Below are 26,718 nucleotides of genomic sequence, written 5' to 3'. Positions count from 1 at the left end.
GGGATAATTATTCCCAAGCTATTTTACGGTTATTAAACTAAAGGCCACCATGACTAAAACCGACTATCTGATGCGTTTACGTAAATGCACCACGATTGATACTCTCGAACGTGTTATTGAGAAAAATAAGTACGAGCTTTCCGATGATGAACTGGAGCTGTTTTACTCAGCGGCCGATCACCGTCTGGCAGAGCTCACCATGAACAAACTGTATGACAAAATCCCCACCTCCGTTTGGAAATATGTCAGATAATCAGCCCCCCAACGCGTTGAGCCGATGCTTTTATCGGCCTCAATGTTCAAGTTAAATACGTACTTTTCCTATTGACAGTAAAACTTCATTTACGTTCCCTCTTTCGATAATAATATTGTCCGGAAACAATTTTCTTTTTTAATCGAGACAGGTTACCTCATCGGCCGCCTCACTATGCCTTCACCCCAGCACCGCTAATTCATTATCCAAAAGAATTAAGGGCGAGAAGAAAAGAAATGCGTGTCGCTCTGCCTGATGACAGAAATGGATAATAGATACGTGGAAGAGAGGTGACAAAAGCGCGGATTGGCGAAGCCCAAATGGGTGGGGACCCTGCCAGCTACATCCCGGCACACACGTCACCTGCTGCGGCTGCTTCCTTCCGGACCTGACCGAGTTCACAAGTTAGTGTTGCGGGAGAACCAACAGGGCCCCCATTGACGGCTTCTGTACTCTGAAGCGGTGGGCATTATCGGCGATGCCCCACCAAATAGCAAGCCAACCGGGGCCAACCGCTGTTTTCTTACCCACCTGCGCTGTGGCACACTCTTCGCCTGGGTTTTGACTCGTGCAGGAACAGCAATATGCAACCAGAAGACGCCTCTTTCAGCCAGCGGGTTTTCCATATCGTGGCCGCCATCCCGTTCGGCAAAGTCACCACTTACGGTGAAGTCGCCCGGCTGGCCGGTTCGCCGCGCGCCGCGCGTCAGGTTGGCGGCGTGCTGCGGCGTTTGCCCGAAGGCAGCACGCTGCCCTGGCACCGGGTGATCAACCGGCACGGACAGATCTCGCAGCAGGGGGAGGATTTTCAACGGCAACGGCAGGCACTGCTGGCGGAGGGGATAATTTTCGGCCCGCACAGCACGGTCGATTTCGAACGCTACGGCTGGCGCTGGTAAAACAAAACAGCCTTTGGCCGAAGCGCAAAGGCTGTTGATTTCATCTTGCTGTACCGCAGTAAGTTTACTGCATGGCGGTTGGCGCAGCCTGAATCGGCACACCCTGAACCGGAACCAGCAGCAGATCGGCGCGGGTGCCGTTGCGGTTAACCACTTCCTGGATGGTGTCGGTAATGAACATCAGGCGCCCGTTGACCGTCACCGCCGCGCTCAGAATGATGCGCGCATTCGGTTGGATGTCGGACGGGTTGTACGGCAGCGTAAAGCTGAATGGCGCCTGCTGCCCTTCAGTACGTACCGCGCGCTGTGCAATCACTTTGGACGGCGCATCTGCCAGCGAAGCGTCAGAGAGGGTGACCGTCAGTACGGCGTCCGGCGGCAGCGCAATGCGCTGACGTATATTAACCGAACCTGTCACCGCCGGGCCCTGAATCTGCGTTTGCGCAGCCGCCGGGTTACCGGCCGCCTGTGTAGGCACATCGGCACTCTTTTGCGCGCATCCTGCCAGCGTGATCGTCAGTGCCGCGGCACCGCCTACGATTTGCCAGAGTTTCATGGATCGGTCTCCTTTTTTATTATCAACATGTTGGTGGCTTTCACCACCTCACCTATTAAACCTAGCACAAAACACTGATAAATCCACTTTACCCCGCCTATTAATCACTTAAGCAGCCCACGGCGTCCATGATTAAGAGCATTCTCATCGGCCCTTAACGCAAAATGTTGACGCCGCGCCGTGATATTCCGCACACTGCGCAAAATGATTATTAGAAAGGTAACAACTTTATGAGCCAGGCATTGCAAAACCTCCTCGATCTGCTGGATCTGGAGAAAATCGAAGAAGGATTGTTCCGCGGTCAGAGTGAAGATCTGGGGCTGCGCCAGGTATTCGGCGGGCAGGTGGTCGGCCAGGCGTTGTACGCCGCCAAACAGACGGTGCCGGACGAGCGCAGCGTGCATTCGTTCCACAGCTACTTCCTGCGCCCGGGCGACAGCAGCAAACCTATCGTTTACGACGTGGAAACCCTGCGCGACGGCAACAGCTTCAGCGCGCGCCGCGTCAGCGCCATCCAGCACGGCAAACCTATCTTCTATATGACCGCCTCCTTCCAAAGTCCGGAAACGGGCTTCGAGCATCAGAACCTGATGCCGGACGTGCCGCCGCCGGAAGGGCTGCTGTCTGAATCAGAGATCGCCCAGAAGCTGGCGCATATGCTGCCGGAAAAAGTGCGCGAAAAATTTATCGGCCAGAAGCCGATCGAAATGCGCCCGGTGAAATTCCATAACCCGCTGAAAGGCAGCGTGGAAGAACCGCATCGCTATGTGTGGTTCCGCGCCAACGGCAGCATGCCGGACGATCAGCGCATCCACCAATATCTGCTGGGCTACGCGTCGGACTTTAATTTCCTGCCGACGGCGCTGCAGCCGCACGGCGTCGGTTTCCTCGAGCCGGGCATGCAGGTGGCCACCATTGACCACTCAATGTGGTTCCACCGTCCGTTCCGCATGGATGACTGGCTGCTGTACGCGGTGGAGAGCTCCTCCGCCTCCGGCGCACGGGGCTTTGTGCGCGGCCAGATTTATACCCGCGACGGCGTACTGGTCGCCACCACCGTGCAGGAAGGGGTGATTCGCCAACGCGACGCCTGATCCGCAGCATAAAGAAAGGGGCGATGTTTCCATCGCCCCTTTTGGCTTCATCATTATTTTAGTCTTTAGCGCACTGCCCTGCTTTGAGCCTTATTGGTTGTAGGCGCTCTCGCCGTGGCTATTGACGTCCAGCCCCTCGCGTTCCTGCTCCTCCGGCACTCTCAATCCAACCATCGCGCCCGCGATCTTGAAGGCGATAAAGGCGGCGACGCTCGACCACACCAGCGTGATCAGCACGCTCACCAGCTGGATCCAGACCTGATGGCCCATCGTCACCCCTTCGGCGTAACCGGTGCCGCCCAGTGAAGAGGCGGTGAACACCCCGGTCAACAGGCAGCCGACGATGCCGCACACCCCGTGCACACCGAACACGTCGCAGGTGTCGTCCACTTTCAGCCATTTTTTCAGCGTCACGACGCCCCACAGGCCGGCAACGCCGCCCACCAGGCCGATGATCAACGCCCCGCCCACCCCCACGGTGCCCGCCGCCGGCGTCACTGCAACCAGCCCGGCGATCATGCCGGAGCAGGCGCCCAACAATGAAGGCTTGCCGCGCAGCACCCACTCGGCAAAGGTCCAGGAGAGAATGGCGCCCGCAGTGGCAACCACGGTATTGAGGAATGCCAAGGCCGCAATGCCGTTGGCCGCACTGGCGGAACCGGCATTGAAGCCGAACCAGCCGATATACAGGATGGACGCCCCGGTAAACACCATCGGCAGGTTGTGCGGTTTGAAGGCCTCTTTACCGAAGCCGGCGCGTTTGCCAATCAGGTAGGCGCCGATCAACCCGGCGCTGGCGGCGTTGATGTGCACCACGGTGCCGCCGGCGAAGTCCAATGCGCCGTCGGCGGCCAGGTAACCGCCGCCCCACACCATGTGCGCGATCGGCAGATAAGACAGCGTGAACCACAGGATCGCGAAGATCAGCACCGCCGAGAAACGAATGCGTTCGGCGAAGCCGCCCACCACCAACGCCACGGTGATACAGGCGAAGGAGGCCTGGAAAGCGACGTGGATCATCTGGCTGATGCTGCCGGTGACGCTGTCGATGCCGATGCCTTTCAGCATCGCCGTCTCGAATCCGCCGAACACCGCATTGCCTTCGCTGAACGCCAGGCTGTAGCCATACAGCACCCACAGCACGCAGACCAACGCGAAGGTGACGGTGACCTGCGTCAGCATCGACAGCACGTTTTTGCCGCGCAGCAGACCGCCGTAAAACAGCGCAATGCCCGGCAGCGTCATGAACAGCACCAACGCGGTGCAGATCATCATAAAGGCGTTGTCGGCCTTATCGGCGACCGCCGGGGCGGCCAGGGCCAAAGAAGGAACCAGGGTTACCGAACTCAGGCCCAACATGGATAACAGTCTTTTCATTATCAATCATCCCCATCACTTAACTGAGTTCGCGGTTACAGTGCCGATTCGTCGGTTTCGCCGGTGCGAATGCGGATCACGCGTTGCAATTCGGCAACGAAAATTTTGCCGTCGCCGATTTTGCCGGTGTAAGCGGCTTTGCTAATCACATCAACCACTTCATCCAACTGATCGTCGGCGATGGCGATATCGATTTTGACCTTGGGCAGGAAGTTGACGTTATATTCGGCGCCGCGATACAGCTCGGCGTGCCCCTTCTGGCGGCCAAAGCCCTTCACTTCGGTTACGGTCAACCCCTGAATGCCCACGGAGGACAAGGCCTCGCGCACGTCCTCCAGCTTGAACGGTTTGATTACCACGGTCACCAGCTTCATATTGCCCCTCCACGAATTAAGCCCAAACTCACCCCTGGTACGCGTCATATGTAGCAAGGGCTGTGCCAAATTTAATTTTGCAGGGCGATTCAGCGGATTAGCGGGCACGCGGGCGCAGCCGCGAGGCGGCACGGCACCGACACCTTGGATAGGTTAAATAATGCGCACCGATTTGGTGCGCATCGCGTCGAAAAAGTGCAGAAAGGGGGCGTGGCCCAGATGGTTTGCCTGCTTATGGTGCGTTGGAAAGAAAGAAGGGCCGCGAGCGCGGCCCATGTTCAGGCGGGTTGGCTCTCCTCGCGCACCGCTTCCGCCAGTTGTTCGCCCGCCAACTGCAGCTGGTACATCTGGTAGTAACGCCCCTGCTGCGCCAGCAACTGCTGATGGTTGCCCTGCTCCACCGCCTGGCCGCGATGCAGCACCAAAATGGAATCGGCATCGACGATGGTCGACAGCCGGTGGGCGATCACCACCAGCGTGGTGTGCTCGCGGATCGCACGCAGCGCGCGCTGGATAGCCTGTTCGGTGCCCGAGTCGATATTGGCGGTCGCCTCGTCGAGGATCAGGATCTGCGGCGCCTGCACCAAGACCCGCGCCATCGCCAGCAGCTGTTTCTGCCCGACCGACAGGTTATTGCCCTGCTCCCCCAGGCGGGTGTGGATACCCTGCGGGAAGCCGCGCACCAGATCCGCCAGCTGCACCGTTTCCAGCGCCCGCCAAACGGCGTCTTCCTCGATATTGCGCCCCAACGTGACGTTGGCCAGCACCGAATCGGCGATCACCACCGGATCCTGCTGCACCATCGCCACGCCCTGGCGCAGCGTGCGGTGCGACAAGCTGGAGATCGGGCGGCCATCGAGACGCACTTCCCCCTCGCTGACCGGGTAATAACCCATCAGCAGGTTAGCCAAGGTGCTCTTGCCGCTGCCGGTGTGCCCGACCAGCGCCACGAAGCCGCGCGACGGCACCGACAGCGAAATATGCTGCAGCACCTTTTTGTCCGCGCGGTAAGCGAAGCTCAGATCGGTGATATCGATACGGCCGCCGGCCAACGGACTATCGTCGGCGCCGTAGCTCTGCTGGCTGCGATCCATCAGTTCGAAAATACGTTCGCCGGCCACCACCGCCTGCTGCAGGATCGACTGTTGTGACGTCAGCTCGATCAGCGGTTCGTTCAAACGCCCCAGGTAGTTGATGAAGGCATAGAGCACGCCGACGCCAATCACGCCTTCGCCGCTGAAGCCGAACAACATCAGCAAACCGCACAGCACCAGCGCCGAAAACAGGCTGAGCAGCGGCCGCAGCAGGAAACCGTCGAGCCGCAGGGTCTGCATGCGCGCGAGATAGTGCGACTGGCTGGCGGCGCTCATGCGCTCGCCGAAGCGCACCTGCTGGCGGAATTGCTGGATCACGCCCATGCCGTTGATCACTTCGTTGAAACCGTCGTTGATGTCCGCCAGATAACTGCGCACCCGGCGCACGATCGGCGTGCTGTAATATTGATAAATGCCCATCACCACGAACACCGCCGGGAAGATGCAGATGGCCACCAGCGCCATGCGCCAGTCGAGGCTGAACATCGCCACCAGCATGGCGCCGATCAGCGCGGCGCTTTTCAGCACCGTGGAGACCACCATCACGTACAGATCCTTGATCACTTCGGTGTCGTTGGTAACGCGCGAGATCAATTGCCCGACCGGTTGCGTGTCGAAGGCGCTGAGCGGCTGGCGCAGCGCGGCGTCCATCACGTCGGTGCGCAGCCGCTGCACCACCCCCACCGCCGCCTGGTTGAACAGCAGCGCCTGGAAGTAGTGCAGCGCCGCCGCCAGCAGCTCCAGCAGAATGTAAGCCGCCGCCAGCCCGCCGACAATCATCAGCGGCAGTTGCCCTTTGGCGACGTAATTATCGATAAAATAGCTCACCAGGATCGGCCCGGCGACTTCCGCCGCCGCCGCGATCCACAGCATCAGCACCGCCAGCCCCAGCGGTTTGCGGTACGGCGAGCCGTAGGCCAGCAGCCGCTTCAGCGTCGGCCACAGCTTTTGCACTTTATTCATCGGCCAACGCCTCCTCGCCGTTTTCCGGCGCTTCGTCCAGCGCCGCTTCCAGCTGCTGATAACGGTACATATCGCGATACCAGCCCGGCTGCGCCGCCAACGCCGCCGGATCGCCGCGCTGCGCCACGCCGCCGTGCTGCATCACCAGGATCTCGCTGGCTTCGGTCAATGCCGACAGCCGGTGCGCGCTGATGATCACCGTGCGATCTTGTCCCCAGCTGCGCAGGTTGTGCAGGATCTGGTGTTCGGTACGGCCATCCACCGCCGACAGCGCATCGTCGAGGATCAGGATTTCCGCATCCAGCAGCAGCGCTCGTGCAATGGAGATGCGCTGTTTCTGCCCGCCCGACAGCATCACGCCGCGTTCGCCCACCTCGGTGTCATAGCCCTGCGGCAGCCGCCGAATGTCCTCATGGACGCTGGCCAACCGCGCCGCCTGTTCGATCTGCGCCTGCGTCGCCCCCGGATGGCCCAGTGCGATGTTGTTCGCCACGGTATCGGAGAACAGGAACGGCGTTTGGCTCACCACCGACAGCCGCGAACGCCAGTCGTCGAGTTTGACCTGCGGCAACGGCAGGCCGTGATAGCGGATCTGCCCTTGGTCGACGTCGAACTGGCGCTGGATCAGCGACAGTAATGTCGACTTACCGGCCCCGGTCGGCCCGCACAGCCCCAGCATCTGCCCCGGCTTCAACGTCAGCGCCACGTCATGCAGCGCCGGATGTGGGTTGTCCGGGTAGTGGAACGCGCGGATATCCACGTCCAGCACGCCGCGCCCGGCCGGCAACGCCTGCGGGCCATCCTGCACCGCCGGCGCCTCATCGAGCAGGCTGCGGATGCGGCTGTAGGCCGCGCTGCCGCGCTCGACGATATTGAACATCCAGGCCAGCGCCAGCATCGGCCAGATCATCAGGCCGAGGTACATCACAAAGCTGGTCAGTTGCCCGAGCGTCAGTGAACCGTTCACCACCATCCAGCTGCCGCCACCGATGGCCAACAGGTTAGACGCGCCGATGGCGATATAAATGGTCGGATCGAAGCGCGCATCCACCCGCGCCACGTGCATGTTCTTGGCCCCGGTCTGCGCCGCGACATCGGCGAAGCGGTTTGATTGGTGATCTTCCAGCCCAAAGGCCTTGATCATGCGTATGCTGGTCATGCTTTCCTGCGCCTGATCGTTCAGGCTGGAAAACGCCGCCTGCGCCGATTTAAAGCGCTGGTGCAGCTGGTCGCCGTAATATTTGATGGCGATCGCCATCAGCGGCATCGGGATTAACGCCAACACCGTCAGCTGCCAGCTGATTTGGGTGCTCATCACCACCAGCACCACCACCCCCATCACCAGCGAATCCACCAACGTCAGCACGCCTTCACCGGCGGCGAACACCACGCGATCCACATCGTTGGTGGCGCGCGCCATCAGGTCGCCGGTGCGGTGGCGCAGGTAGAACGCCGGGTTTTGTCGGCTGAGCTGGCGGTAAAAGTTTTCGCGCAGTTCGACCGCCAGCTGGTAAGAGGCGCCGAACAGCAATACCCGCCACACATAGCGCAGCAGGTAAACGACGATCGCGGTGCCGATCATCAGCCCGAGCCAGGCCATCAGCACGCCGGCGGACATCTGTTTTTCGGTGACGCCGTCCACGATGATGCCGACCAGCTTAGGCGGCAACAGTTGCAGGATGGCGATGACGATCAGCAGCACCACCGCACCGAGGTAGCGGCGCCACTCCCGGCGGAAGTACCAGCCGATTTGTGCAAATAATCTCACGCAGTTTGATTCCAGGATTTTATGGGATTTGTCTCTTTTTCTGCTTCAGCAGAGCAGGATACCATCGTTGAGCCGCCCGTCCGGTGAACTTTTCACTCCGGCACCGGCAGCGCGGTGGTGTATTTGATTTTTTCCATGGCAAAGCTCGAGGTGACGTCAATAAGGCCCGGTACGCCGTTCACCAGGCGCTTATAAAAGCCGTCGTAGCTTTTCATGTCCGCCACCTCGACCTGCATCAGGTAGTCATACTCCCCCGCCATCCGGTAGAACGCCAGCACCTCGGGCATTTGGCTGGTCAACTGCACAAACGCCTGATACCACTCGCTGCTGTGCTGCTGGGTCTTGATCAGCACGAACGCCGTCAACCCCAGGCCGAGCTTTTCATTATCCAGCAAGGCCACTCGGCCGCGAATATAGCCCTCGTCCTCCAGGCGCTTCAGGCGCTTCCAGCACGGCGTCGAGGTCAAATTGACCGCATCGGCCAGCGCCTGCAGCGACTGGGTGCAATCTTGCTGCAGCATGCACAGCAGCTTACGGTCTGTTTTATCTAACATAGCGGCCACCAGGAGAAAAATTTTCTCTCATTAGGCGATTAAACAGGGAAAATGGCAATCCTTTTTTCCCGCCGACAGGCTATGCTACGCCATAAACCAGCCCCCTATTCTGAGGCCAAATCATGACAAACTCTTGGGTAAAATATGCTATCGGTGAAATAGAAGCGGATTTTCAGCGCTCCGCCGATACGCATCTGATTCGCCTGAACCTGCCGGCGTTTCCCGGCATCTGCCTGTACCTGAAAGATGAGAGCACCCACCCGACCGGCAGCCTGAAACACCGCCTGGCGCGCTCGCTGTTCCTTTATGGCCTCTGCAACGGCTGGATCACCGAGAACACCACCATCATCGAGGCCTCTTCGGGTAGCACCGCGGTGTCCGAAGCCTACTTCGCCCGTCTGATCGGCCTGCCGTTCATCGCGGTGATGCCGTCCTGCACCGCGCGCCGCAAGGTGGAGCAGATCGCCTTCTATGGCGGCCGCTGTCACTTCGTCGATCACGCCGCCCAGATCTACGCCGCCTCCGAACAGCTGGCGAAAGAGCTGAACGGCCACTATATGGATCAGTTCACCTACGCCGAGCGCGCCACCGACTGGCGCGGCAACAACAACATCGCCGACAGCATCTTCCGCCAGATGGCGCGCGAACCCTTCCCGGTGCCGAAACACATCGTGATGAGCGCCGGCACCGGCGGCACCTCCGCCACGCTGGGGCGCTATATCCGCTATCAGGGGCACGACACCCAATTGACGGTGGTCGATCCGGAAAACTCGGTGTTCTATGACTGCTTCCACCATGGCGATCGCACCCTGATCGGCAGCTGCGGCAGCCGTATCGAAGGCATCGGCCGCCCGCGCGCCGAGCCGTCGTTCATCCCGTCGGTGGTCGACAACATGCTGCGTGTGCCGGATGCCGCCAGCGTCGCCACCATTCACTGGCTGGAAGGCGTGCTGGGCCGCAAGGTTGGCGCCTCTACCGGCACCAACGTTTGGGGTGCGCTGCAGTTGGCGAAGCAGATGCGGGAAAACGGCGAGCAAGGATCGATCGTCACCCTGCTGTGCGACAGCGGCGAGCGTTATCTGGATACCTATTACAACCCGGAATGGGTCAGCAACAACATCGGCGATCTGCAGCCGTATCTCGCGCAGCTGGCGGATTTGTAACGCCAGGCTTCGGGTAAAAAAAAGCCGGGTAGTCATACCCGGCCGGCTGTAAGGAGAACCTCATTCTTCGGGGGAATAGGTGAGGCAAGGTGAACGCAGCCAATGTTGTAAATAGTGGGCCACCGCCTGTTGTTGGCAATGGCCGATAACCGGTAGCTGCGGCAGCAGGGATTTCAGCTGCGGCAGGGCGTTGCCCATCACCACGCCGTGCCCCACCGCTCCCAGCATCTCTTTGTCGTTCATCGCGTCGCCGAACGCCATGCAGTCGGCCATCGTCAGCCCCAGATGACGGCTCAACCGCTCCAGCGCCGTGCCTTTGTTGCAACCGAGCGGCAGCACCTCCAGACAGTCGTAGGCGGAAAAGCACAGGTCTGCCTCGTCGCCCAACTGCGCCCGCAGCTGCACCTGCAACGCCAGCAACTCTTCATGCGGCGCGACAAAGCACACCTTGCTGTTGCCGAACGCCGGCAGACGGCGCACATCGGCCAGTTGAAAACGAAAGCCGCTCAGGTGGTGCGCCCGAAGCATCTCTTCCGGCACGGGAAACTCGGTCAGCCAACCTTCGTCGCGGAATACATGCATGCTGGCGCGGGTGCGCCAATGATGATGCAGCACCTCTTCGGCGATCTCCGCCGGCAGGTCGGTGGCGTGCAGCTGTTGGCCGCGGTTGTCATATACCCGCGTGCCGTTGCCGGTGATCAGGTAACCCTGCAGCCCCAGTTGCGCCATGATCGGTTGCGCATCGAGGTAGTGCCGCCCGGTGGCGAACGTCACCACCATCTCCCGCTCCACCAGCTGGTTCAGCACCGCCAGCGTTTCCGGACCAACCCGGTGATCCGGCATCAACAGCGTGCCGTCCATATCGAAAGCCGCCAGGCGATACATAAAGACCTCTTGAATGTGAACGCGATTACAATCACTGCAGTATGGGATGGCATTTGCGGAAGTAATAGTGAACAATTTGAAAAAACTGTTCCGGATTTCTGCCCATGCGCCTGGTTCACCGTCTCAGCCAATATCAACGCCTGTACCATCAGCTCGGCAGCGCGCCGGTCGCCGTGACCATCGGCGAGCTGGCGGCGATGTTCTACTGCAGCGAACGCCATGCCCGCACGCTGGTGCAGCAGTTGCAGGATCAGGGCTGGCTGAGCTGGCATTCGCAGCCCGGCCGCGGCAAACGCGCCAGCCTGCACTGCCTGAAAACCCCGGATGAGCTGCGCGCGCAGCTGTTGCAGCAGCTGTTGCAACAGGGCAATCATCAGGGGGCGCTGGAGATGGCGCAGCTCGATCCGCAGCACCTGCAGGATCTGCTCAGCCCGCACCTCGGCGGGCAATGGCAGGCCGGCAGCCCGACGCTGCGCATTCCCTATTACCGCACGCTGGAAGCGCTCGACCCGCTCACGCTGACCGGCCGCGCCGAACAACATCTGGTGTCGACCCTGCACGCCGGACTGACGCGCCTGATGACCGGTAACCCGGAACCGCAACCCGATCTGGCGCACCATTGGCAGATTAGCGATCGCGGCCTGCGCTGGCGCTTCTTTCTGCGCAGCCAGCTGCGCTGGCACAACGGCGAACCGTTGACCGGCCACCAGCTGCTGCAAACGCTGGAAAAACTGCAGCGCCATCCGCGCAGCCAACCGAGCCTGGCTAACGTCGCGCGCATCAGCCTGCCGCATCCGCTGTGCATTCAGTTCGATCTGCACCTGCCGGACTACTGGCTGGCCCACCGGCTGGCGGAGCTGCCTTGCCTGATGACGCACCCGGAGCTGCCGGCCATCGGCGCCGGCCCGTTCAAGCTGACACTGAATGAGCCGCAACTGGTGCGGCTGGAACAGCACGCCGGTTACCATCTGCAGCATCCGTATCTGGACACCATCGAATACTGGATCACCCCCGATCTGCCCACCGCCGGCGCCGACGCCAGCTGCCAGCATCCGGTGCGCATCACCATCGGTCAGCAAGACGATTTAGCGCAGGCCCGGCCGGTGCAGCGCAGCATGAGCCTGGGCTGGTGTTATTTGGCGCTGAACCTGCGCCACGGCGTGCTGAGCGAAGCCCAAGGGCAAAAGCTGCTGATGCTGATCCAGCAGTCCGGCCTGCTGAGCCATCTGCCGATCCCCAACAGCGTGATCACCCCCAGCCATGAAATGCTGCCCGGCTGGCGCATCCCGCACCAACAGGTCGAAGAGGACGTCGCCCTGCCCTCCCGGCTGACGCTGCTGTATCGGCCGCCGGTCGAGCTGGAAACGGTGACGGCCGCGCTACAGCGGTTGCTCGCGCAGCACGGCTGCGAGCTGGAAGTGCGCTACTACGCCGGCAAGCGCTGGCAAAGCGAGGAACAGATCGCCCAGGCCGATCTGCTGCTGGCGGACAACCTGATCGGCGAAGCGCCGGAGGCGACGCTGGAGAGTTGGCTGCGGCAGGATACGCTGTGGCGCGGCATCCTCACGGAAAGCCGCTGGCAGCAGCAACAGGATACGCTGCGGCAGATCCAGCAGCTGCAGGCGCAGCAACCGCGCTTCGCACGGCTGCAGGCCTATTATCAACAGCTAATGGCCGCCGCCATTATCACGCCGCTGTTCCACTACCAGTATCAGATCAGCGCGCCGCCGCACATGCATGGCGTGACGCTGACCGCCCACGGCTGGTTCGATTTTTGTCAGGCGTGGCTGCCGCCGCCGGTGGATGACGCACCGGCCTGAGCCGAACCGCCCTGCGCCTGGCGGCCCTTTCTGCTACTATTGTCGCCGCAACGCAATTTTTATCCTGCCGCCCGAATGTGTATCGGGAGAGGCCAAAGCCCAAAAAGGTGATTTTATGAAGCGCGCGGTTGTCGTTTTCAGCGGTGGACAAGACTCCACGACCTGCTTGATCCAGGCATTGCAACAGTATGACGAAGTTCACTGCGTCACGTTCGATTACGGCCAGCGCCATCGCGCCGAGATTGAAGTGGCTCAGGAGCTGTCGGTGGCCCTCGGCGCCAAAGCGCACAAGGTGCTGGACGTGACGCTGCTCAATGAGCTGGCCGTCAGCAGCCTGACGCGCGACAATATTCCGGTTCCCGCCTACGATCCCAACCAGAAAAACGCGCTGCCGAGCACCTTCGTGCCGGGCCGCAACATCCTGTTCCTGACGCTGGCGGCGATCTACGCCTACCAGGTCGAAGCGGAAGCGGTGATCACCGGCGTGTGTGAAACCGATTTCTCCGGCTACCCGGATTGCCGCGACGAGTTCGTTAAAGCGCTGAACAAGGCGGTGACGCTGGGCATCGCCCGCGATATCCGCTTCGAAACGCCGCTGATGTGGCTGAACAAGGCCGAGACCTGGGCGCTGGCGGATTATTACCACCAGCTGGATCGCGTACGCCAGGATACGCTGACCTGCTACAACGGCATCAAGGGTGACGGCTGCGGCGAGTGCGCCGCTTGCAACCTGCGCGCCAATGGCCTGACGCAATACCGGGCCAACCAGGCGGAAGTGATGGCGGCGTTGAAACAGAAAGCCGGCCTGGCCTGAGGGCAGTGACGGCGGCAGCCTCTGCCGCCCGTGAGCTTACTGCGGATTATCCTTCAGCGTGAGCGCCTCCAGGTGCTCGCGCAATTCGCCTTCGATCGGCAGAGCCCGCTGCGTTTTCAGATCGACGCACACGAAAGTCAGCAGCGCGTCTGCCACCGGCGTCCCCGCCGGATCCTGCGTCACCTTTTGGCTCAGCACCCCGCTCTTGCCGTTGAGCTGCACCATCTGGCTGTCGATACGCAGTTTATCCCCCAATACCGCCGGGCTGCGGTAATTGATATTGATGTTCACCACGATGAAAGCGATGTTGTTTTCCGTCATCCAGCGGAACCCGGCTTCGTTCTCCAACCACTCCCAACGCGCCTCTTCCAGAAACTCCAGATAACGGGCGTTGTTAACGTGCTGGTAAACATCAAGGTGATAACCGCGAACTTTGATAAAGGTTTGCATAGGGAACGATCGCTCCTGCCTGGTGATTACAGAAAGAGGGAGCCACGCTGGCTCCCTCGCCCGTTTGGTCAATTCGCCAAACTGGTAAGACCTGTAAAATGTAGCAGAGGAGTCACGGCCTCAGCGGCATTTTGCCACGCAGCCGCGACCGGGATCACATTTTCAGCCGGGTGCGGTTCTTCTCAAACAGCGCCGGCCCGATGCCCGGCACCTCCTGCAACTGCTCAACCTGGGTGAACGGCCCGTTCTGTTCGCGGTAGCGCACGATGCCTTCCGCCTTCTTCAGACCGACGCCGCTCAGGGCGGCAGCCAGCTGTTCGGCGGTGGCCTGATTGATGCTGACCGCCGCCTCTTCGGTTGCCTTGGTCATCACCGATTGTCCGCCATTGCTCGCCGGTGTTGAGAGCATGGGCGCCTCGTTTTTTTCCACCGCGGCGGCCGGCCCGGCCAGGCATAACAACAGCGCGGTCAGCGCGGCGTTAACGTGACGACGGTAACCGAAAAACGCTTTTTTCTCTGAATATTGCATGCTGTATCCTCCTTGTGTGTGACAGCACGGCTACCTTGCCGCGGCGGCGGATATTCAGCAATCGACGGATGTCAGATATGGAAAAGGCCGCGAAAGCGGCCTTTGTTTGTTGCACTGCGTTGCAGAAAAATGCGGCGATTACTGAGGCTGTTGCTCAGCGGCGCCCATTTTGATCTTGGCTTCTTTACGCAGGCTCGCCAGCAGCGAATCGAAGGAGACGCCGGTCGCGCCCTCTTCCATCTTGCCGACGAAGGTTTTCATTTCGTCTTCCGGCAGCGTGCCCGGCTTCACCGCATCAAGCGCAATCAGCACCACGTTGTCCTGGCGATCCTGCGACATGCCGTACACCGGTTTGCCGTCCTGCGGGTGCGGCAGCGCGAACACGCTCTCCACCAGTTGGCTGTCTTCCGGCGCGCGCGCCATCTTCTGCACGGCGCCAAAGCTCAGGCCGGCGGCTTTCATCGCTTCATCGCCCTTGCCCTGCTTCAGCTCAACCAACAGCTTCTCGCCCTGCAGCTTCGCTGCCTGCAGCGCCTTGTTGCGTTTCACCAGTTCCGCCACGCGGTCTTTTACCTGGTCGAACGGTTCGATGCCTTCCGGCTTGTGGCCGCTCACGCGCACCACGAAGGCGCGGTCGCCGTCTACGGTGATCACGTCAGAGTTGCTGCCCGGCGCGCCGTTCTCGCCGATCAGCGAGCCGTCGAAGATCGCCTGCACCACCGGCTTGAAGTTCAGCGCGGCAGGAATGTTGTCACGGGTGAACCAGTCGCTTTGCGCCGCTTTCACGCCGGCCGCTTCTTCAGCCGAGGCCAGAGATTCGTTGTCGCTGGTCGCCGCTTCGCTCACCTTCTGCTGCAGCGCGTAATAGGCGTCTACCGCTTTCTCCTGCTGCACCTGCTTGGCGATAGCGTCATGTACTTCGCTCAGCGGTTTCAGTTTCTCAGGTTCGATGTCGTTCAAACGCACGATCAGGAAGCCGACAGAGGATTTCACCACGCCGGACAGCTGCCCTTTCTCGGTCAGGTTAGCCTGCTTCAGCTCATCGGCGGTGGTTTCCGGCTCCAGCCACCCCAGTTCGCCACCGGTGCGGCGCGAGATGATGTCGGTGGATTTCTCTTTCGCCAGGGTGGCGAAATCGGCGCCCTTCTTCAGCTCGTCCAGCGCCGCGTTGGCTTCCGCCTCGGTTTTCAACTGGATCACGCTGTAGTTTTTACGCTCAGGCTGGCCGTAGCTGCTCTTGTGCTGGTCGTAGTAAGCGCTGATGTCCTCTTCGCTCACTTTCACCTTGTCCTGCATGGACGCGGCGTCCAGCGGGATATAGCTCACCTTCACCTGCTCCGGGGCGATGAAGCTGTTCTTGTTCTGATCGTAATACGCCTTCAGTTCGTCGTCGCCGGCGCGTTGTTTCGCCTGCAGCGCTTTCAAATCGATGGTCGCCAGGCGCACGTCGCGATCCTGCAGCACCAGCGCCGCCATCGCTTGCGATTCAGACGGCAGCACAAAACCGGATTCGCCGAAGGCCTGGATCACCTGCTGATTGACCAACTGCTGACGCATCGACTGCGCGAAGTTGTCGGCGGTGTAACCCATGCGGCCGATCAGATCGAGATATTTGGCGTTATCGAACTGGCCGTTGGTCTGGAAGTAAGGCGCCTTGCGGATGGCGTCCTTGATCTGATCGTCGCTGACCGCCAGGCCCAGCTTTTTGGCGTACTGGTCGAGCAGCATGTTGTCGATCAACTGGGACAACACCTGACGGCGCATCTGCTGCATGTAGCCTTCGTTGCCGGCCAGCGCAGAGAACTGGTCACCCAGCTGCTGCTGCATGCGGCTGCGCTCGCTTTGGAAAGCCTGTTCCAGCTGAGCGCGTTCGATCGTCTGACCATTTACTTTCGCAGCATAATCGCCGGAGCCGCCGATCAGGTAGTTACCCACCCCGGTCAGAACGAATGACAGGATGATCAGGGCCAGGATGATTTTGAGCACGACGTGATTGGCAGCCGCGCGTAAATTGTCCATCATAGTGTGACAACACTCCGCTGTGATGTGGATTAACAACCCTTGCGCAGGCGCGTTCCCTGCGACAAAAATAAAAAAAGCGCATCAGTCCGATGCGCCTTGTATCTTACCTTACCAGCACCGCTGCGTCAGGTGATTGTTTATTACAAAACCCTGTTACGCTAAACGGTTAGACGCTAAATCAGTTTACAGCGTCTTTCAGCGCTTTCCCTGCACGGAAGGCAGGTACTTTGGCTGCCGCGATCTTGATCTCTTTACCGGTCTGCGGGTTGCGGCCGGTACGGGCCGAACGTTCACGCACGGTAAAGGAACCGAAACCTACCAGAGCCACGTCATCCCCTGCTTTCAGGGAGTCGGTAACGGAAGCGATTACTGCGTCTAAAGCACGTCCCGCTGCCGCTTTGGAAATATCAGCACCTGCGGCAATCTTGTCGATCAGTTGTGACTTATTCACTCTATCATCCCCTCTAGAATTCTATCGTCGCACCGAAAAATCCCTACGGTTGCGACAGCGCAGCTGTTATATCAATCCCATCGAACCTTGGCAAGCCACCGACTGGGTGACAAAACGCGGGCCGACAGAGATCTAACTTAGCGGTACAAAAAAATACTGGCAAGTCCGAAATGGCTTGCCAGTATAAGTTTTATCAATGGTTTTTGCGATTCGTCACTATTTTGCCGCTACCGGCAGTGCGCCGAAGGCCGGGTTTTGCAACGCAATGTTCAAAACTTCATCGATTCGCTGCACCGGATGAATCTCCAGATCGGCGATAACATTGTCCGGAATCTCTTCCAGATCGCGCTTGTTCTCGTAAGGGATCAGCACGGTTTTGATGCCGCCGCGGTGCGCCGCCAACAGTTTCTCTTTCAGGCCGCCGATCGGCAACACCTGACCGCGCAGCGTGATCTCGCCGGTCATCGCCACATCGGCGCGTACCGGGTTGCCGGTCAGGCAGGAGACCAGCGCGGTGCACATCGCGATACCGGCGCTCGGGCCGTCTTTCGGCGTCGCCCCTTCCGGCACGTGCACGTGGATGTCGCGTTTCTCGTAGAAATCGGCGTTGATGCCCAATTTCTCCGCGCGCGCACGCACCACGGTCAGCGCCGCCTGAATCGATTCCTGCATCACTTCACCCAGAGAACCGGTGTAGGTCAGCTTGCCTTTGCCCGGCACGCAGGCGGTTTCGATGGTCAGCAGATCGCCGCCCACTTCCGTCCACGCCAGCCCGGTGACTTCGCCCACGCGGTTTTCGGTATCCGCACGGCCGTAATCGACGCGCTGCACGCCCAGGTAATCCTTCAGGTTGTCGCCGTTGATCTCGATATGCTTGCGCTTCTTGTCCATCAGCAACGTTTTCACCGCTTTACGGCACAGCTTGGAGATTTCACGCTCCAGGCTACGCACCCCGGCTTCGCGGGTGTAGAAGCGAATGATGCCGATGATGGCGCTGTCGTCGACCGTCAGTTCGCCTTTTTTCAGCGCATTGCGCTCAAGCTGCTTCGGCAGCAGGTGCTGTTTGGCGATGTTGAGCTTCTCGTCCTCGGTATAACCCGACAGGCGGATCACTTCCATACGGTCCAGCAGCGGCGCAGGAATGTTCATCGAGTTCGAGGTGGCGACGAACATCACGTCGGACAGATCGTAATCCACTTCCAGATAGTGGTCGTTGAACGCCACGTTCTGTTCCGGATCCAGCACTTCCAGCAGAGCGGAAGCCGGATCGCCGCGCATGTCGGAAGACATCTTGTCGATCTCATCCAGCAGGAACAGCGGGTTCTTCACCCCAACCTTGGCCATCTTCTGGATCAGTTTGCCCGGCATCGAACCGATGTAGGTACGACGGTGACCGCGGATTTCCGCTTCGTCACGCACGCCGCCCAGCGCCATGCGCACGTACTGGCGACCGGTCGCTTTGGCGATCGACTGCCCCAGCGAGGTTTTACCCACGCCCGGCGGCCCCACCAGACACAGGATCGGCCCCTTGATTTTGCTGACGCGACTCTGCACCGCGAGGTACTCGAGGATGCGATCCTTGACGCGCTCCAGGCCGTAGTGATCGGTATCGAGCACTTCCTGCGCCTTGTTCAGGTCTTTTTTCACCTTGCTGCGCGCATTCCACGGCACCTGCAGCATCCAGTCGATGTAGCCGCGCACCACGGTCGCTTCCGCCGACATCGGCGACATCATCTTCAGCTTTTGCAGTTCCGCTTCGGTTTTTTCGCGCGCCTCTTTCGGCATTTTCGCCGCATCGATCTTGCGCTTCAGCGCTTCGTGCTCGTCCGGCGCGTCGTCCATCTCGCCCAGTTCTTTCTGAATCGCCTTCATCTGCTCATTCAGATAGTACTCGCGCTGGCTCTTCTCCATCTGCTTCTTGACGCGGTTACGGATGCGTTTCTCAACCTGCAGCAGGTCGATCTCCGATTCCATCATCGCCATCAGGTATTCCAGACGCTCGGTGATGTCGGACATCTCGAGCACCGACTGCTTATCGCTGAGTTTCAGCGGCATATGGGCGGCGATGGTGTCCGCCAGGCGCGCGGCGTCGTCGATGCTGTTGAGTGAAGTCAGCACCTCCGGCGGGATTTTTTTGTTCAGTTTGATATAGCCTTCAAACTGATTGATCGCGGTGCGCACCAGCACTTCCTGCTCGCGCTCGTCGATAGCCGGCGACTCAAGGTATTCCGCCTGCGCGGCGAAATGCTCACCGCTGTCGGACAGCGTAGTGATGCGTGCGCGCTGCAGCCCCTCGACCAGCACTTTTACCGTGCCGTCCGGCAGCTTCAGCATCTGCAGGATCGACGCTACGGTGCCGACCGAGAACAAGTCGTTAATGCCAGGTTCATCCGTTGAGGCCTCTTTCTGTGCCACCAGCATGATCTTCTTATCGTGATCCATTGCGGCTTCGAGGCACCGAATCGATTTTTCCCGGCCAACAAATAACGGGATCACCATGTGCGGATAAACCACCACGTCGCGCAATGGCAAAACGGGGATTTCAATGCGTTCGGAACGCTCAGGGTTCATAGAGCTCTCTCTTAGTTTAATTTCCGCCAGGTTGAGGGGGAATCTCATGAGACGCAAGCATCTAACGTTTCATAAAATCTGGTTAATGAGTATATGGGGATGAATCTCTTACATTCAACGGCAAGAATGCAGGAAAAAGAAATGGGGGATGAAATCCCCCATTTTGCTGATAACGCGCTGGTTTAACTGGCTAATTATTCGCCAGACGCCTGGGCTTCAGGCTTGCCGTAAATCAGCAGCGGTTTGGATTGGCCGGCGATCACCGACTCGTCGATCACCACTTTGTCTACGCTGTCCATCGACGGCAGATCGTACATGGTGTCGAGCAGCGCGCCTTCCACGATGGAACGCAGGCCGCGGGCGCCGGTTTTGCGCGCCATGGCTTTCTTGGCGATGGCGTTCAGCGCTTCGTCGCGGAACTCCAGCTCCACGCCTTCCAGATTGAACAGCGCCTGATACTGCTTGGTCAGGGCGTTCTTCGGCTCTTTCAGGATCTGAATCAGCGCGTCTTCGCTCAGCTCGCTCAGGGTCGCCACCACCGGCAGACGGCCGATGAACTCAGGGATCAGACCAAACTTGATCAAATCTTCCGGTTCGGCCTGCAGCAGCAGTTCGCCTTCGGTGGCCTTCTCGGACTCGCCCTTGACGGTCGCGCCGAAGCCGATGCCGGAGCCGGTGTTGACGCGTTGACCGATCACCTTATCCAGGCCGGCGAATGCGCCGCCGCAGATAAACAGGATCTTGGAAGTATCGACCTGCAGGAATTCCTGTTGCGGATGCTTGCGCCCGCCCTGCGGCGGAACCGCGGCGATGGTGCCTTCAATCAGCTTCAGCAGCGCCTGCTGCACGCCTTCACCCGAAACGTCACGCGTGATCGACGGGTTGTCGGACTTACGGGAAATCTTATCGATTTCATCGATATAAACGATGCCGCGCTGCGCTTTCTGCACGTCATAGTCGCATTTTTGCAACAGCTTCTGGATAATATTTTCCACGTCCTCGCCCACATAACCGGCTTCGGTCAGCGTGGTGGCGTCGGCCATGGTGAACGGCACGTCCAGGAAGCGCGCCAGCGTTTCCGCCAGCAGAGTCTTGCCGCTGCCGGTCGGGCCGATCAGCAAGATGTTGCTCTTGCCCAACTCGATACCGTTGCTGGTATCGCCGTTGCGCAGGCGTTTGTAGTGGTTGTACACCGCAACCGCCAGCACTTTCTTCGCCTGCTCCTGGCCGATGACGTAGTCATCCAGGTGGTGGCGGATCTCGTGCGGCGTCGGCAGCGCACTGCGCTCACGATGCGGGGCAACTTCTTTAATCTCTTCGCGAATAATGTCGTTACACAGATCGACACATTCATCGCAGATATACACTGACGGCCCGGCAATCAGCTTACGCACTTCATGCTGGCTTTTGCCGCAAAAAGAGCAGTACAGCAGCTTTCCTGAACCGTCTTTGCGCTTATCTGTCATCAGTCAAACCTCTTCTTTAGTCTTGTCCCGCAGGAAAATCACGGCGGCAGTGCGCCCAAACTCATATCGGGAACGCCGAGGGGCTACAACAGAGCGAGCCCCTGCCCACTCTGATTACTATAGTCCATCGGCGCCGCGTGGTTCTAGCTGCGGTGTGTCAGAATGCCGTCAACCAGGCCGTATTCCACGGCTTCTTCCGCGGTCATAAAGCGATCGCGCTCGGTGTCGCGCTCGATCTGCTCCAGCGGCTGGCCGGTATGCTCGGCCATCAGTTCGTTCATGCGCGCTTTCACCTTGAGGATTTCACGCGCGTGGATTTCGATGTCCGTCGCCTGGCCCTGGTAGCCGCCCAGCGGCTGGTGAATCATCACGCGCGAGTTCGGCAGGCAGAAACGTTTGCCTTTGGCGCCCGCGGTCAGCAGGAAGGAGCCCATCGAGCACGCCTGGCCCATACAGATGGTGCTGACGTCCGGCTTGATGAACTTCATGGTGTCGTAAATCGACATGCCCGCGGTGATCACCCCGCCCGGCGAGTTGATGTAGAGGAAAATGTCTTTTTCCGGGCTTTCCGCTTCGAGGAACAGCATTTGCGCCACGATCAGGTTGGCCATGTGATCTTCCACCTGGCCGGTCAGGAAAATGATGCGCTCTTTCAGCAGGCGGGAATAAATGTCGTAAGAACGCTCCCCGCGTGAAGTCTGCTCTACCACCATCGGCACCAGCGCCATGTTCGGTGCAAATTGATCTCGTTCGCCACTGTATGACATTACCGTCTCCTAATAGAAATTGCCTTGGCGGCCAGGGTGTCACCCTAATACGCCGATTCTACTTGAGAACGGCCATGATGACTATGCTCAAGCATTCGACCCGCGCCGCACGTACCCGACGGTTAGTTTATCCCGCGCACTTTGGCAAACAGCCCCAGAATCATTCTTTACAGATTGGGGGATCCCGGCGCAATTTCAAGCCCAGGGGCCGATTTTCTCCGCGCGCCGAAAACGATGCCGTTAATCTGACCGTTATCATGCCAGCCAGTTCCCCAGGCAACAGGGTAAATATAGTGCATATTATCCCGCTTAACCTGAGATTAATCAGCAACGTGGCAAAAAGAAAAGCCCGCAACCTGAGGTTGCGGGCTTTTTCATCGTGCGCCGGTTCGCCAGGCGAAACCGGGGGCGCCGTTCATCGCGCCCGGCACGCCGGCATTACGCCTGTTGAGTCTGGTTCATCAGCTCGCTGAAGGTAGTGGATTTTTCAGTCACTTTCGCTTTTGCCAGCAGGGCTTCAACCGCTTGCTCTTCCAGAGCCACGTTGCGCATGTTGTTCATCAGCTCTTTGTTTTTGCTGTAGAACTCGATGACTTCGCTTGGATCTTCGTAGGCAGAAGCCATTTCTTCGATCAGCGTCTTCACGCGGTCTTCGTCAGCTTTCAGATCGTTGGTGCTGATCACTTCGCCCAGCAGCAGGCCAACCACTACGCGGCGTTTCGCTTGCTCTTCGAACAGTTCGCGTGGCAGTTCCAGCGCTTGCTTCTCGTTGCCGCCGAAACGCTGTGCAGCCTGACGACGCAGCACGTCGATTTCGCCGTCGATCAGGGCAGCAGGCACGTCGATTTCGTTCGCGCTCACCAGGCCGTCGATCGCCTGAGACTTGATGCGGTTACGCACCGCGCCTTTCAGCTCGCGCTCCATGTTCTTGCGAACTTCGGTGCGCAGGCCGGCAACGGAACCGTCCGCCACGCCGAAACGCTTGATGAACTCTTCGGTCAGTTCCGGCAGCTCGCGCTCTTCAACTTTCTTCAGCACGATAGCGAATTTGGCCGCTTTGCCCTTCAGGTTTTCCGCGTGGTAGTCTTCCGGGAAGTTCACGTCGATGGAGAACTCTTCGCCCGCTTTGTGACCAACCAGACCTTCTTCGAAGCCTGGGATCATGCGGCCCTGGCCCATTGCCAGCACGAAGTCGGACGCTTTGCCGCCTTCGAACTCTTCACCGTCGATAGAACCGGTGAAGTCAACGGTCACGCGATCTTCAGCTTCCGCTGCGCGATCGGTTTCTTTCCAGGTTGCCTGCTGCTTGCGCAGGGTATCCAGCATCGCGTCGACGTCTTCGTCGTTCACTTCAACTACGGGTTTTTCAACTTCGATGTTTTCCAGGCCTTTCAGCTCAACTTCTGGATACACTTCGAACTCAACGGCGAAAGTGAAGTCTTCACCTTCTTTGTACTCGCCCGGCACGTAGTTTGGTGCGCCGGCCGGATTAATCTTTTCTTTGATGATCGCGTCAACGAAGCTGCGCTGCATCGCTTCGCCCAGCACGTCCTGACGAACAGAGGCGCCGTAACGCTGTTCCACGATGTTCATCGGCACTTTGCCTTTGCGGAAGCCGTCGATACGCACGCTTTTCGCTGCGTTGATCAGCTCTTTCTTCACCGCCTGCTTGATAGTATCAGCCGGTACAGTAATAGAGAGACGGCGCCCAAGGCCTTGAGTGGTTTCTACTGAAACTTGCATCTTGTTACCTCAAAAAAATCACAGTGCTCGGTCAACTCCGTTCCAAGAACCAGGACGGCTACAGATAAGAACCGAGTTCCCTGATGACAGAAGCGTCCCGAAACCATTCCGGAAAAATAAGACGCGACATTATAGCGGCGCATGCGTGGCGAGTCGAGGAAAGCTAGGCGGCGCAGGCGCGCTAAAACTCACACTTTTGCCGATTCGATCGCCAAAAGGCCGCCAAAACAGACCGAACGTTGGCCACATTGCGCGTCGGCCGTGTCGTCGTCAAAAACAGAAACGGCCCGCAGGCCGTTTCAAAATTCGTCAGTAGTAATACCCTAATTCAAGGGCAAAGTTCCACTGATACCTGAAAATTTCCCCCTCAGGCCAGCGTGCCCGCGCCGCGGCACGGCGGCGAGGCCGGCACGGTATCCTGCAGACCTTCCCACTCTTTGAGCGTATAGGTATGCAGCGCCAGCGCGTGTACGCCGTCCGCCAGCTCCTCCGACAATACGCCGTAGATGGAGCGGTGGCGCGTCAAAAAACGTTCGCCGACGAAGCGATCGCTGACCAATACCACTTTGAAATGGCTTTCTGAACCCGCCGGAACGTTATGACGATAGCTTTCATCAACGACTTCCAGATACGCGGGCTCAAACGCCGCCCTTAACTTTGCTTCTATTTGCTCGCGAATCATAGGATCTCCTTACAACACCGGCAGAGGACCGTGCCCATCTAGTTCAATATTAGCCGGTTTTCCCCCGTTTAGACCATCGCCGGGACAAATTTCTCTTTTCTGCGGTCAAATGATGAGCGCCATCCCCGCCGCTTGGGGGATTATCCGATTGAGCGGGCCAAAAAAGCGTGTTTTTATCAACGGCAGGTAAAAATTTGTCACTCAGGCGCCTTCCGCGCTTCCACCGCACGGCGGCGATGCTATGATGTCGGCAATTTGTTGTCGGCTATCCCGCTCTGATTATTGCTAAATCCATCGAGAATGAGACAGAAAACATGTTAAAGAAACTTTGTCTTCCTTTGCTGGCCGCCCTGCTGCTGGCCGGCTGCGCGACCAGCAGCAACACCCTGAACGTCACGCCGAAAATCGTTCTGCCGCAGCAGGATCCTACCCTGCAGGGCATCACTGTCAGCATCAACGGCGCGGATCAGCGCACCGACCAGGCGCTGGCCAAGGTGAACCGCGACGGCCAGCTGGTCACGCTGACGCCATCGCGCGATCTGCGTTTCCTGCTGCAGGAAGTGCTGGAGAAACAGATGGGCGCACGTGGCTACATGATCGGCGCCGACGGCCCGGTGGCGCTGCAAATCGTCGTCAATAATCTGTACGCGGACGTCGCCGAAGGTAACCTGCGCTACAACATCACCACCAAAGCCGACATCTCGATCATCGCCCAGGCGAAGAACGGCAACAAGCAGGTGAAGAATTACCGCTCGACCTATAACGTGCAGGGCGCCTTCACGGCGACCAACGAGAAGATCACCGACGCCGTCAACTCCGTGCTGGGCGACGTGATCGCCGACATGGCTCAGGACACCAGCGTCAACGATTTCATCAAGCAAAACGCGCGTTAATCGCCGCGCCTTGTGCCGCCCGGCGGATCGGGCGGCGCAGACAGGGAACTCATGTCGAAACACTATTTGAACATCTTCACCCAGCGTAACTCCGCCATTCTGCTGCTGCTGGGCTTCGCGTCGGGTCTGCCGCTGGCATTGACCTCCGGCACGCTGCAAGCCTGGATGACCGTCGAAAATATCGATCTGAAAACCATCGGCATCTTCTCGCTGGTGGGCCAGGCCTACGTCTTCAAATTCCTCTGGTCGCCGTTCATGGACCGCTATACCCCGCCGTTTCTCGGGCGGCGGCGCGGTTGGCTGCTGATCAGCCAGCTGTTGCTGGTGGCGGCGATTGTGGCGATGGGCTTTATGCAGCCCGCGCAGCACCTGTGGTGGCTGGCGGCGTTGGCGGTGCTGGTGGCGTTCTGCTCCGCCTCGCAAGATATCGTGTTCGACGCCTATAAAACCGATCTGCTGAAAGCCGAAGAACGGGGCACGGGCGCGGCGATCTCGGTGCTGGGTTATCGGCTGGCGATGCTGGTTTCCGGCGGCCTGGCGCTGTGGCTGGCGGACCGCTATTTCGGCTGGCAAGCTACCTACTGGCTGATGGCCGGGTTGATGCTGATCGGCGTGGCCGCTACGCTGCTGGCGCCGGAGCCGGACGAAAACATCCCGGCGCCGCGCACCATGGAACAGGCGGTCGTCGCGCCGCTGCGCGACTTCTTCGGCCGCAACAACGCCTGGCTGATCCTGCTGCTGATCGTGATGTACAAAATGGGCGACGCTTTCGCCGGCAGCCTGAGTACCACCTTCCTGATCCGCGGCGTGGGGTTCGACGCCGGTGAAGTCGGGCTGGTGAACAAAACCCTCGGCCTGTTCGCGACCATCGTCGGCGCCCTGTTCGGCGGCGTGCTGATGCAGCGTCTCAGCCTGTTCCGCGCGCTGATGCTGTTCGGCGTCCTGCAGGCGGTCTCCAATCTCGGGTATTGGATCCTGGCGGTGACCGACAAGAGCCTGCTCACCATGGGCAGCGCCATCTTCCTCGAAAATCTGTGTGGCGGCATGGGCACCGCGGCCTTCGTGGCGTTGCTGATGACGCTGTGCAACCGGTCGTTCTCCGCCACCCAGTTCGCGCTGCTGTCGGCGCTGTCCGCCGTAGGGCGTGTCTATGTCGGCCCGATCGCCGGCTGGTTCGTCGAAGCCCACGGTTGGCCGCTGTTCTACCTGTTCTCTATCGCCGCTGCCCTGCCCGGCTTGCTGCTGCTCGGTATCTGTCGTCAGACGCTGGAGCACACCCAGCAGCATGGCAATTTTATGCCGCGCACCGAGTTTTCAGAATCTTACCGTTGGGCACTGCGCTTGCTGACGCTAGGCTGTTCGCTGTTGGGCCTGTGGTTGCTGTTGCTTATCGCCAATGCGCTGGAGTGGACGCAGGCCCCGCAGTTGGCCGATCGGCTGCTGCAGATCGGCGCCGCGCTGAGCCTGCTCGGCGTCGCAATGGGCAGTACGTTGGATTACCTCGCCCTGCGCCGCACCCGTTTGGCATAA

The 26,718-nt window shown here is 59.5% G+C and carries 24 protein-coding genes and 1 other RNA gene; 8 read left to right on the top strand and 17 right to left on the bottom strand.

What is annotated here, in order from left to right; translation table 11 throughout:
- Positions 1 to 49 precede the first annotated feature (49 nt).
- Positions 50 to 253, top strand: a complete 204-nt coding sequence (locus tag J0F90_RS05170; RefSeq protein ID WP_004940313.1) for an HHA domain-containing protein — start codon at positions 50 to 52, stop codon at positions 251 to 253.
- A 331-nt stretch (positions 254 to 584) separates the two neighbouring features.
- Here the strand turns inward: J0F90_RS05170 and ffs are convergent.
- An RNA gene (gene ffs / locus J0F90_RS05165) (signal recognition particle sRNA small type) lies at positions 585 to 681 on the bottom strand.
- Between the two features lie 156 nt (positions 682 to 837).
- Between ffs and J0F90_RS05160 the strand changes: the two genes are divergently transcribed.
- Complete coding sequence (locus J0F90_RS05160) at positions 838 to 1,152, top strand: MGMT family protein (RefSeq protein WP_004940317.1); 315 nt, start codon at positions 838 to 840, stop codon at positions 1,150 to 1,152.
- A gap of 64 nt (positions 1,153 to 1,216) precedes the next feature.
- Here the strand turns inward: J0F90_RS05160 and J0F90_RS05155 are convergent, their stop codons facing one another.
- Positions 1,217 to 1,708: a YbaY family lipoprotein gene (locus J0F90_RS05155; protein ID WP_016928846.1), complete on the bottom strand. Its 492-nt coding sequence runs from the start codon at positions 1,706 to 1,708 to the stop codon at positions 1,217 to 1,219.
- Between the two features lie 230 nt (positions 1,709 to 1,938).
- Here J0F90_RS05155 and tesB point away from each other — a divergent pair, with 230 nt between their 5' ends.
- On the top strand, positions 1,939 to 2,802 hold the full coding sequence (gene tesB / locus J0F90_RS05150; protein WP_016928847.1) for an acyl-CoA thioesterase II: 864 nt from the start codon (positions 1,939 to 1,941) through the stop codon (positions 2,800 to 2,802).
- A 90-nt stretch (positions 2,803 to 2,892) separates the two neighbouring features.
- Here the strand turns inward: tesB and amtB are convergent, their stop codons facing one another.
- The 5 genes from amtB to J0F90_RS05125 all read right to left on the bottom strand — a co-directional run bounded on the left by amtB (position 2,893) and on the right by J0F90_RS05125 (position 8,932).
- Entirely contained in the window at positions 2,893 to 4,179 is a 1,287-nt protein-coding gene (gene amtB / locus J0F90_RS05145) for an ammonium transporter AmtB (protein WP_004940322.1), read from the bottom strand.
- A gap of 35 nt (positions 4,180 to 4,214) precedes the next feature.
- The gene (gene glnK, locus J0F90_RS05140; RefSeq protein WP_004940327.1) at positions 4,215 to 4,553 is read right to left on the bottom strand and encodes a P-II family nitrogen regulator; all 339 of its coding nucleotides are present in this window, start codon (positions 4,551 to 4,553) and stop codon (positions 4,215 to 4,217) included.
- Positions 4,554 to 4,831: 278 nt separating this feature from the next.
- Positions 4,832 to 6,610: a multidrug efflux ABC transporter permease/ATP-binding subunit SmdB gene (smdB, locus tag J0F90_RS05135; protein ID WP_016928850.1), complete on the bottom strand. Its 1,779-nt coding sequence runs from the start codon at positions 6,608 to 6,610 to the stop codon at positions 4,832 to 4,834.
- Positions 6,603 to 8,378: a multidrug efflux ABC transporter permease/ATP-binding subunit SmdA gene (smdA, locus tag J0F90_RS05130; protein ID WP_033641139.1), complete on the bottom strand. Its 1,776-nt coding sequence runs from the start codon at positions 8,376 to 8,378 to the stop codon at positions 6,603 to 6,605. The genes smdB and smdA overlap by 8 nt, the downstream gene beginning before the upstream one ends.
- A 92-nt stretch (positions 8,379 to 8,470) precedes the next feature.
- The gene (locus J0F90_RS05125) at positions 8,471 to 8,932 is read right to left on the bottom strand and encodes an Lrp/AsnC family transcriptional regulator (protein WP_004940330.1); all 462 of its coding nucleotides are present in this window, start codon (positions 8,930 to 8,932) and stop codon (positions 8,471 to 8,473) included.
- Between the two features lie 122 nt (positions 8,933 to 9,054).
- Here J0F90_RS05125 and J0F90_RS05120 point away from each other — a divergent pair, with 122 nt between their 5' ends.
- Complete coding sequence (locus J0F90_RS05120) at positions 9,055 to 10,095, top strand: PLP-dependent cysteine synthase family protein (protein ID WP_015376851.1); 1,041 nt, start codon at positions 9,055 to 9,057, stop codon at positions 10,093 to 10,095.
- A gap of 60 nt (positions 10,096 to 10,155) precedes the next feature.
- Here the strand turns inward: J0F90_RS05120 and cof are convergent, their stop codons facing one another.
- Positions 10,156 to 10,980: an HMP-PP phosphatase gene (gene cof, locus J0F90_RS05115; protein ID WP_033641140.1), complete on the bottom strand. Its 825-nt coding sequence runs from the start codon at positions 10,978 to 10,980 to the stop codon at positions 10,156 to 10,158.
- A gap of 104 nt (positions 10,981 to 11,084) precedes the next feature.
- On the opposite strand from cof, the gene J0F90_RS05110 reads away from it, so the two are divergent.
- A complete protein-coding gene (locus J0F90_RS05110; RefSeq protein WP_033641141.1) occupies positions 11,085 to 12,800 on the top strand; it encodes an SgrR family transcriptional regulator in 1,716 nt (571 codons plus the stop codon).
- 115 nt (positions 12,801 to 12,915) lie between these two features.
- Positions 12,916 to 13,614: a 7-cyano-7-deazaguanine synthase QueC gene (gene queC, locus J0F90_RS05105; protein ID WP_004940343.1), complete on the top strand. Its 699-nt coding sequence runs from the start codon at positions 12,916 to 12,918 to the stop codon at positions 13,612 to 13,614.
- A gap of 36 nt (positions 13,615 to 13,650) precedes the next feature.
- Here the strand turns inward: queC and J0F90_RS05100 are convergent, their stop codons facing one another.
- The 9 genes from J0F90_RS05100 to bolA form a co-directional block, all read right to left on the bottom strand.
- The gene (locus tag J0F90_RS05100) at positions 13,651 to 14,064 is read right to left on the bottom strand and encodes an acyl-CoA thioesterase (RefSeq protein WP_004940344.1); all 414 of its coding nucleotides are present in this window, start codon (positions 14,062 to 14,064) and stop codon (positions 13,651 to 13,653) included.
- A gap of 154 nt (positions 14,065 to 14,218) precedes the next feature.
- Positions 14,219 to 14,593, bottom strand: a complete 375-nt coding sequence (locus J0F90_RS05095) for a ComEA family DNA-binding protein (RefSeq protein ID WP_033641142.1) — start codon at positions 14,591 to 14,593, stop codon at positions 14,219 to 14,221.
- 138 nt (positions 14,594 to 14,731) lie between these two features.
- On the bottom strand, positions 14,732 to 16,615 hold the full coding sequence (ppiD, locus tag J0F90_RS05090; RefSeq protein ID WP_033641143.1) for a peptidylprolyl isomerase: 1,884 nt from the start codon (positions 16,613 to 16,615) through the stop codon (positions 14,732 to 14,734).
- A gap of 178 nt (positions 16,616 to 16,793) precedes the next feature.
- On the bottom strand, positions 16,794 to 17,066 hold the full coding sequence (gene hupB / locus J0F90_RS05085; RefSeq protein WP_004940351.1) for a nucleoid-associated protein HU-beta: 273 nt from the start codon (positions 17,064 to 17,066) through the stop codon (positions 16,794 to 16,796).
- 216 nt (positions 17,067 to 17,282) lie between these two features.
- Complete coding sequence (gene lon / locus J0F90_RS05080) at positions 17,283 to 19,637, bottom strand: endopeptidase La (protein ID WP_004940352.1); 2,355 nt, start codon at positions 19,635 to 19,637, stop codon at positions 17,283 to 17,285.
- A 194-nt stretch (positions 19,638 to 19,831) separates the two neighbouring features.
- Positions 19,832 to 21,103, bottom strand: coding sequence for an ATP-dependent protease ATP-binding subunit ClpX (gene clpX / locus J0F90_RS05075; protein WP_004940354.1), 1,272 nt, complete (start codon positions 21,101 to 21,103; stop codon positions 19,832 to 19,834).
- 143 nt (positions 21,104 to 21,246) lie between these two features.
- Positions 21,247 to 21,870: an ATP-dependent Clp endopeptidase proteolytic subunit ClpP gene (gene clpP / locus J0F90_RS05070; RefSeq protein WP_016928858.1), complete on the bottom strand. Its 624-nt coding sequence runs from the start codon at positions 21,868 to 21,870 to the stop codon at positions 21,247 to 21,249.
- A 438-nt stretch (positions 21,871 to 22,308) separates the two neighbouring features.
- Entirely contained in the window at positions 22,309 to 23,613 is a 1,305-nt protein-coding gene (gene tig, locus J0F90_RS05065; RefSeq protein WP_033641145.1) for a trigger factor, read from the bottom strand.
- 367 nt (positions 23,614 to 23,980) lie between these two features.
- Positions 23,981 to 24,295 (bottom strand): transcriptional regulator BolA, encoded by a 315-nt coding sequence (gene bolA, locus J0F90_RS05060; RefSeq protein WP_004940361.1) that lies wholly within the window; start codon positions 24,293 to 24,295, stop codon positions 23,981 to 23,983.
- A 314-nt stretch (positions 24,296 to 24,609) separates the two neighbouring features.
- On the opposite strand from bolA, the gene J0F90_RS05055 reads away from it, so the two are divergent.
- Together J0F90_RS05055 and ampG are read left to right on the top strand one after the other, a co-directional pair.
- Positions 24,610 to 25,188, top strand: coding sequence for a lipoprotein (locus J0F90_RS05055; protein WP_004940363.1), 579 nt, complete (start codon positions 24,610 to 24,612; stop codon positions 25,186 to 25,188).
- A gap of 51 nt (positions 25,189 to 25,239) precedes the next feature.
- Positions 25,240 to 26,718, top strand: coding sequence for a muropeptide MFS transporter AmpG (gene ampG, locus J0F90_RS05050; RefSeq protein WP_033641146.1), 1,479 nt, complete (start codon positions 25,240 to 25,242; stop codon positions 26,716 to 26,718).

This window comes from Serratia marcescens subsp. marcescens ATCC 13880 (assembly GCF_017299535.1).
Taxonomy (GTDB): domain Bacteria; phylum Pseudomonadota; class Gammaproteobacteria; order Enterobacterales; family Enterobacteriaceae; genus Serratia; species Serratia marcescens.
Note: the sequence above shows the minus strand (reverse complement) of the source record. Positions and strands in the feature narration are given on the sequence as shown.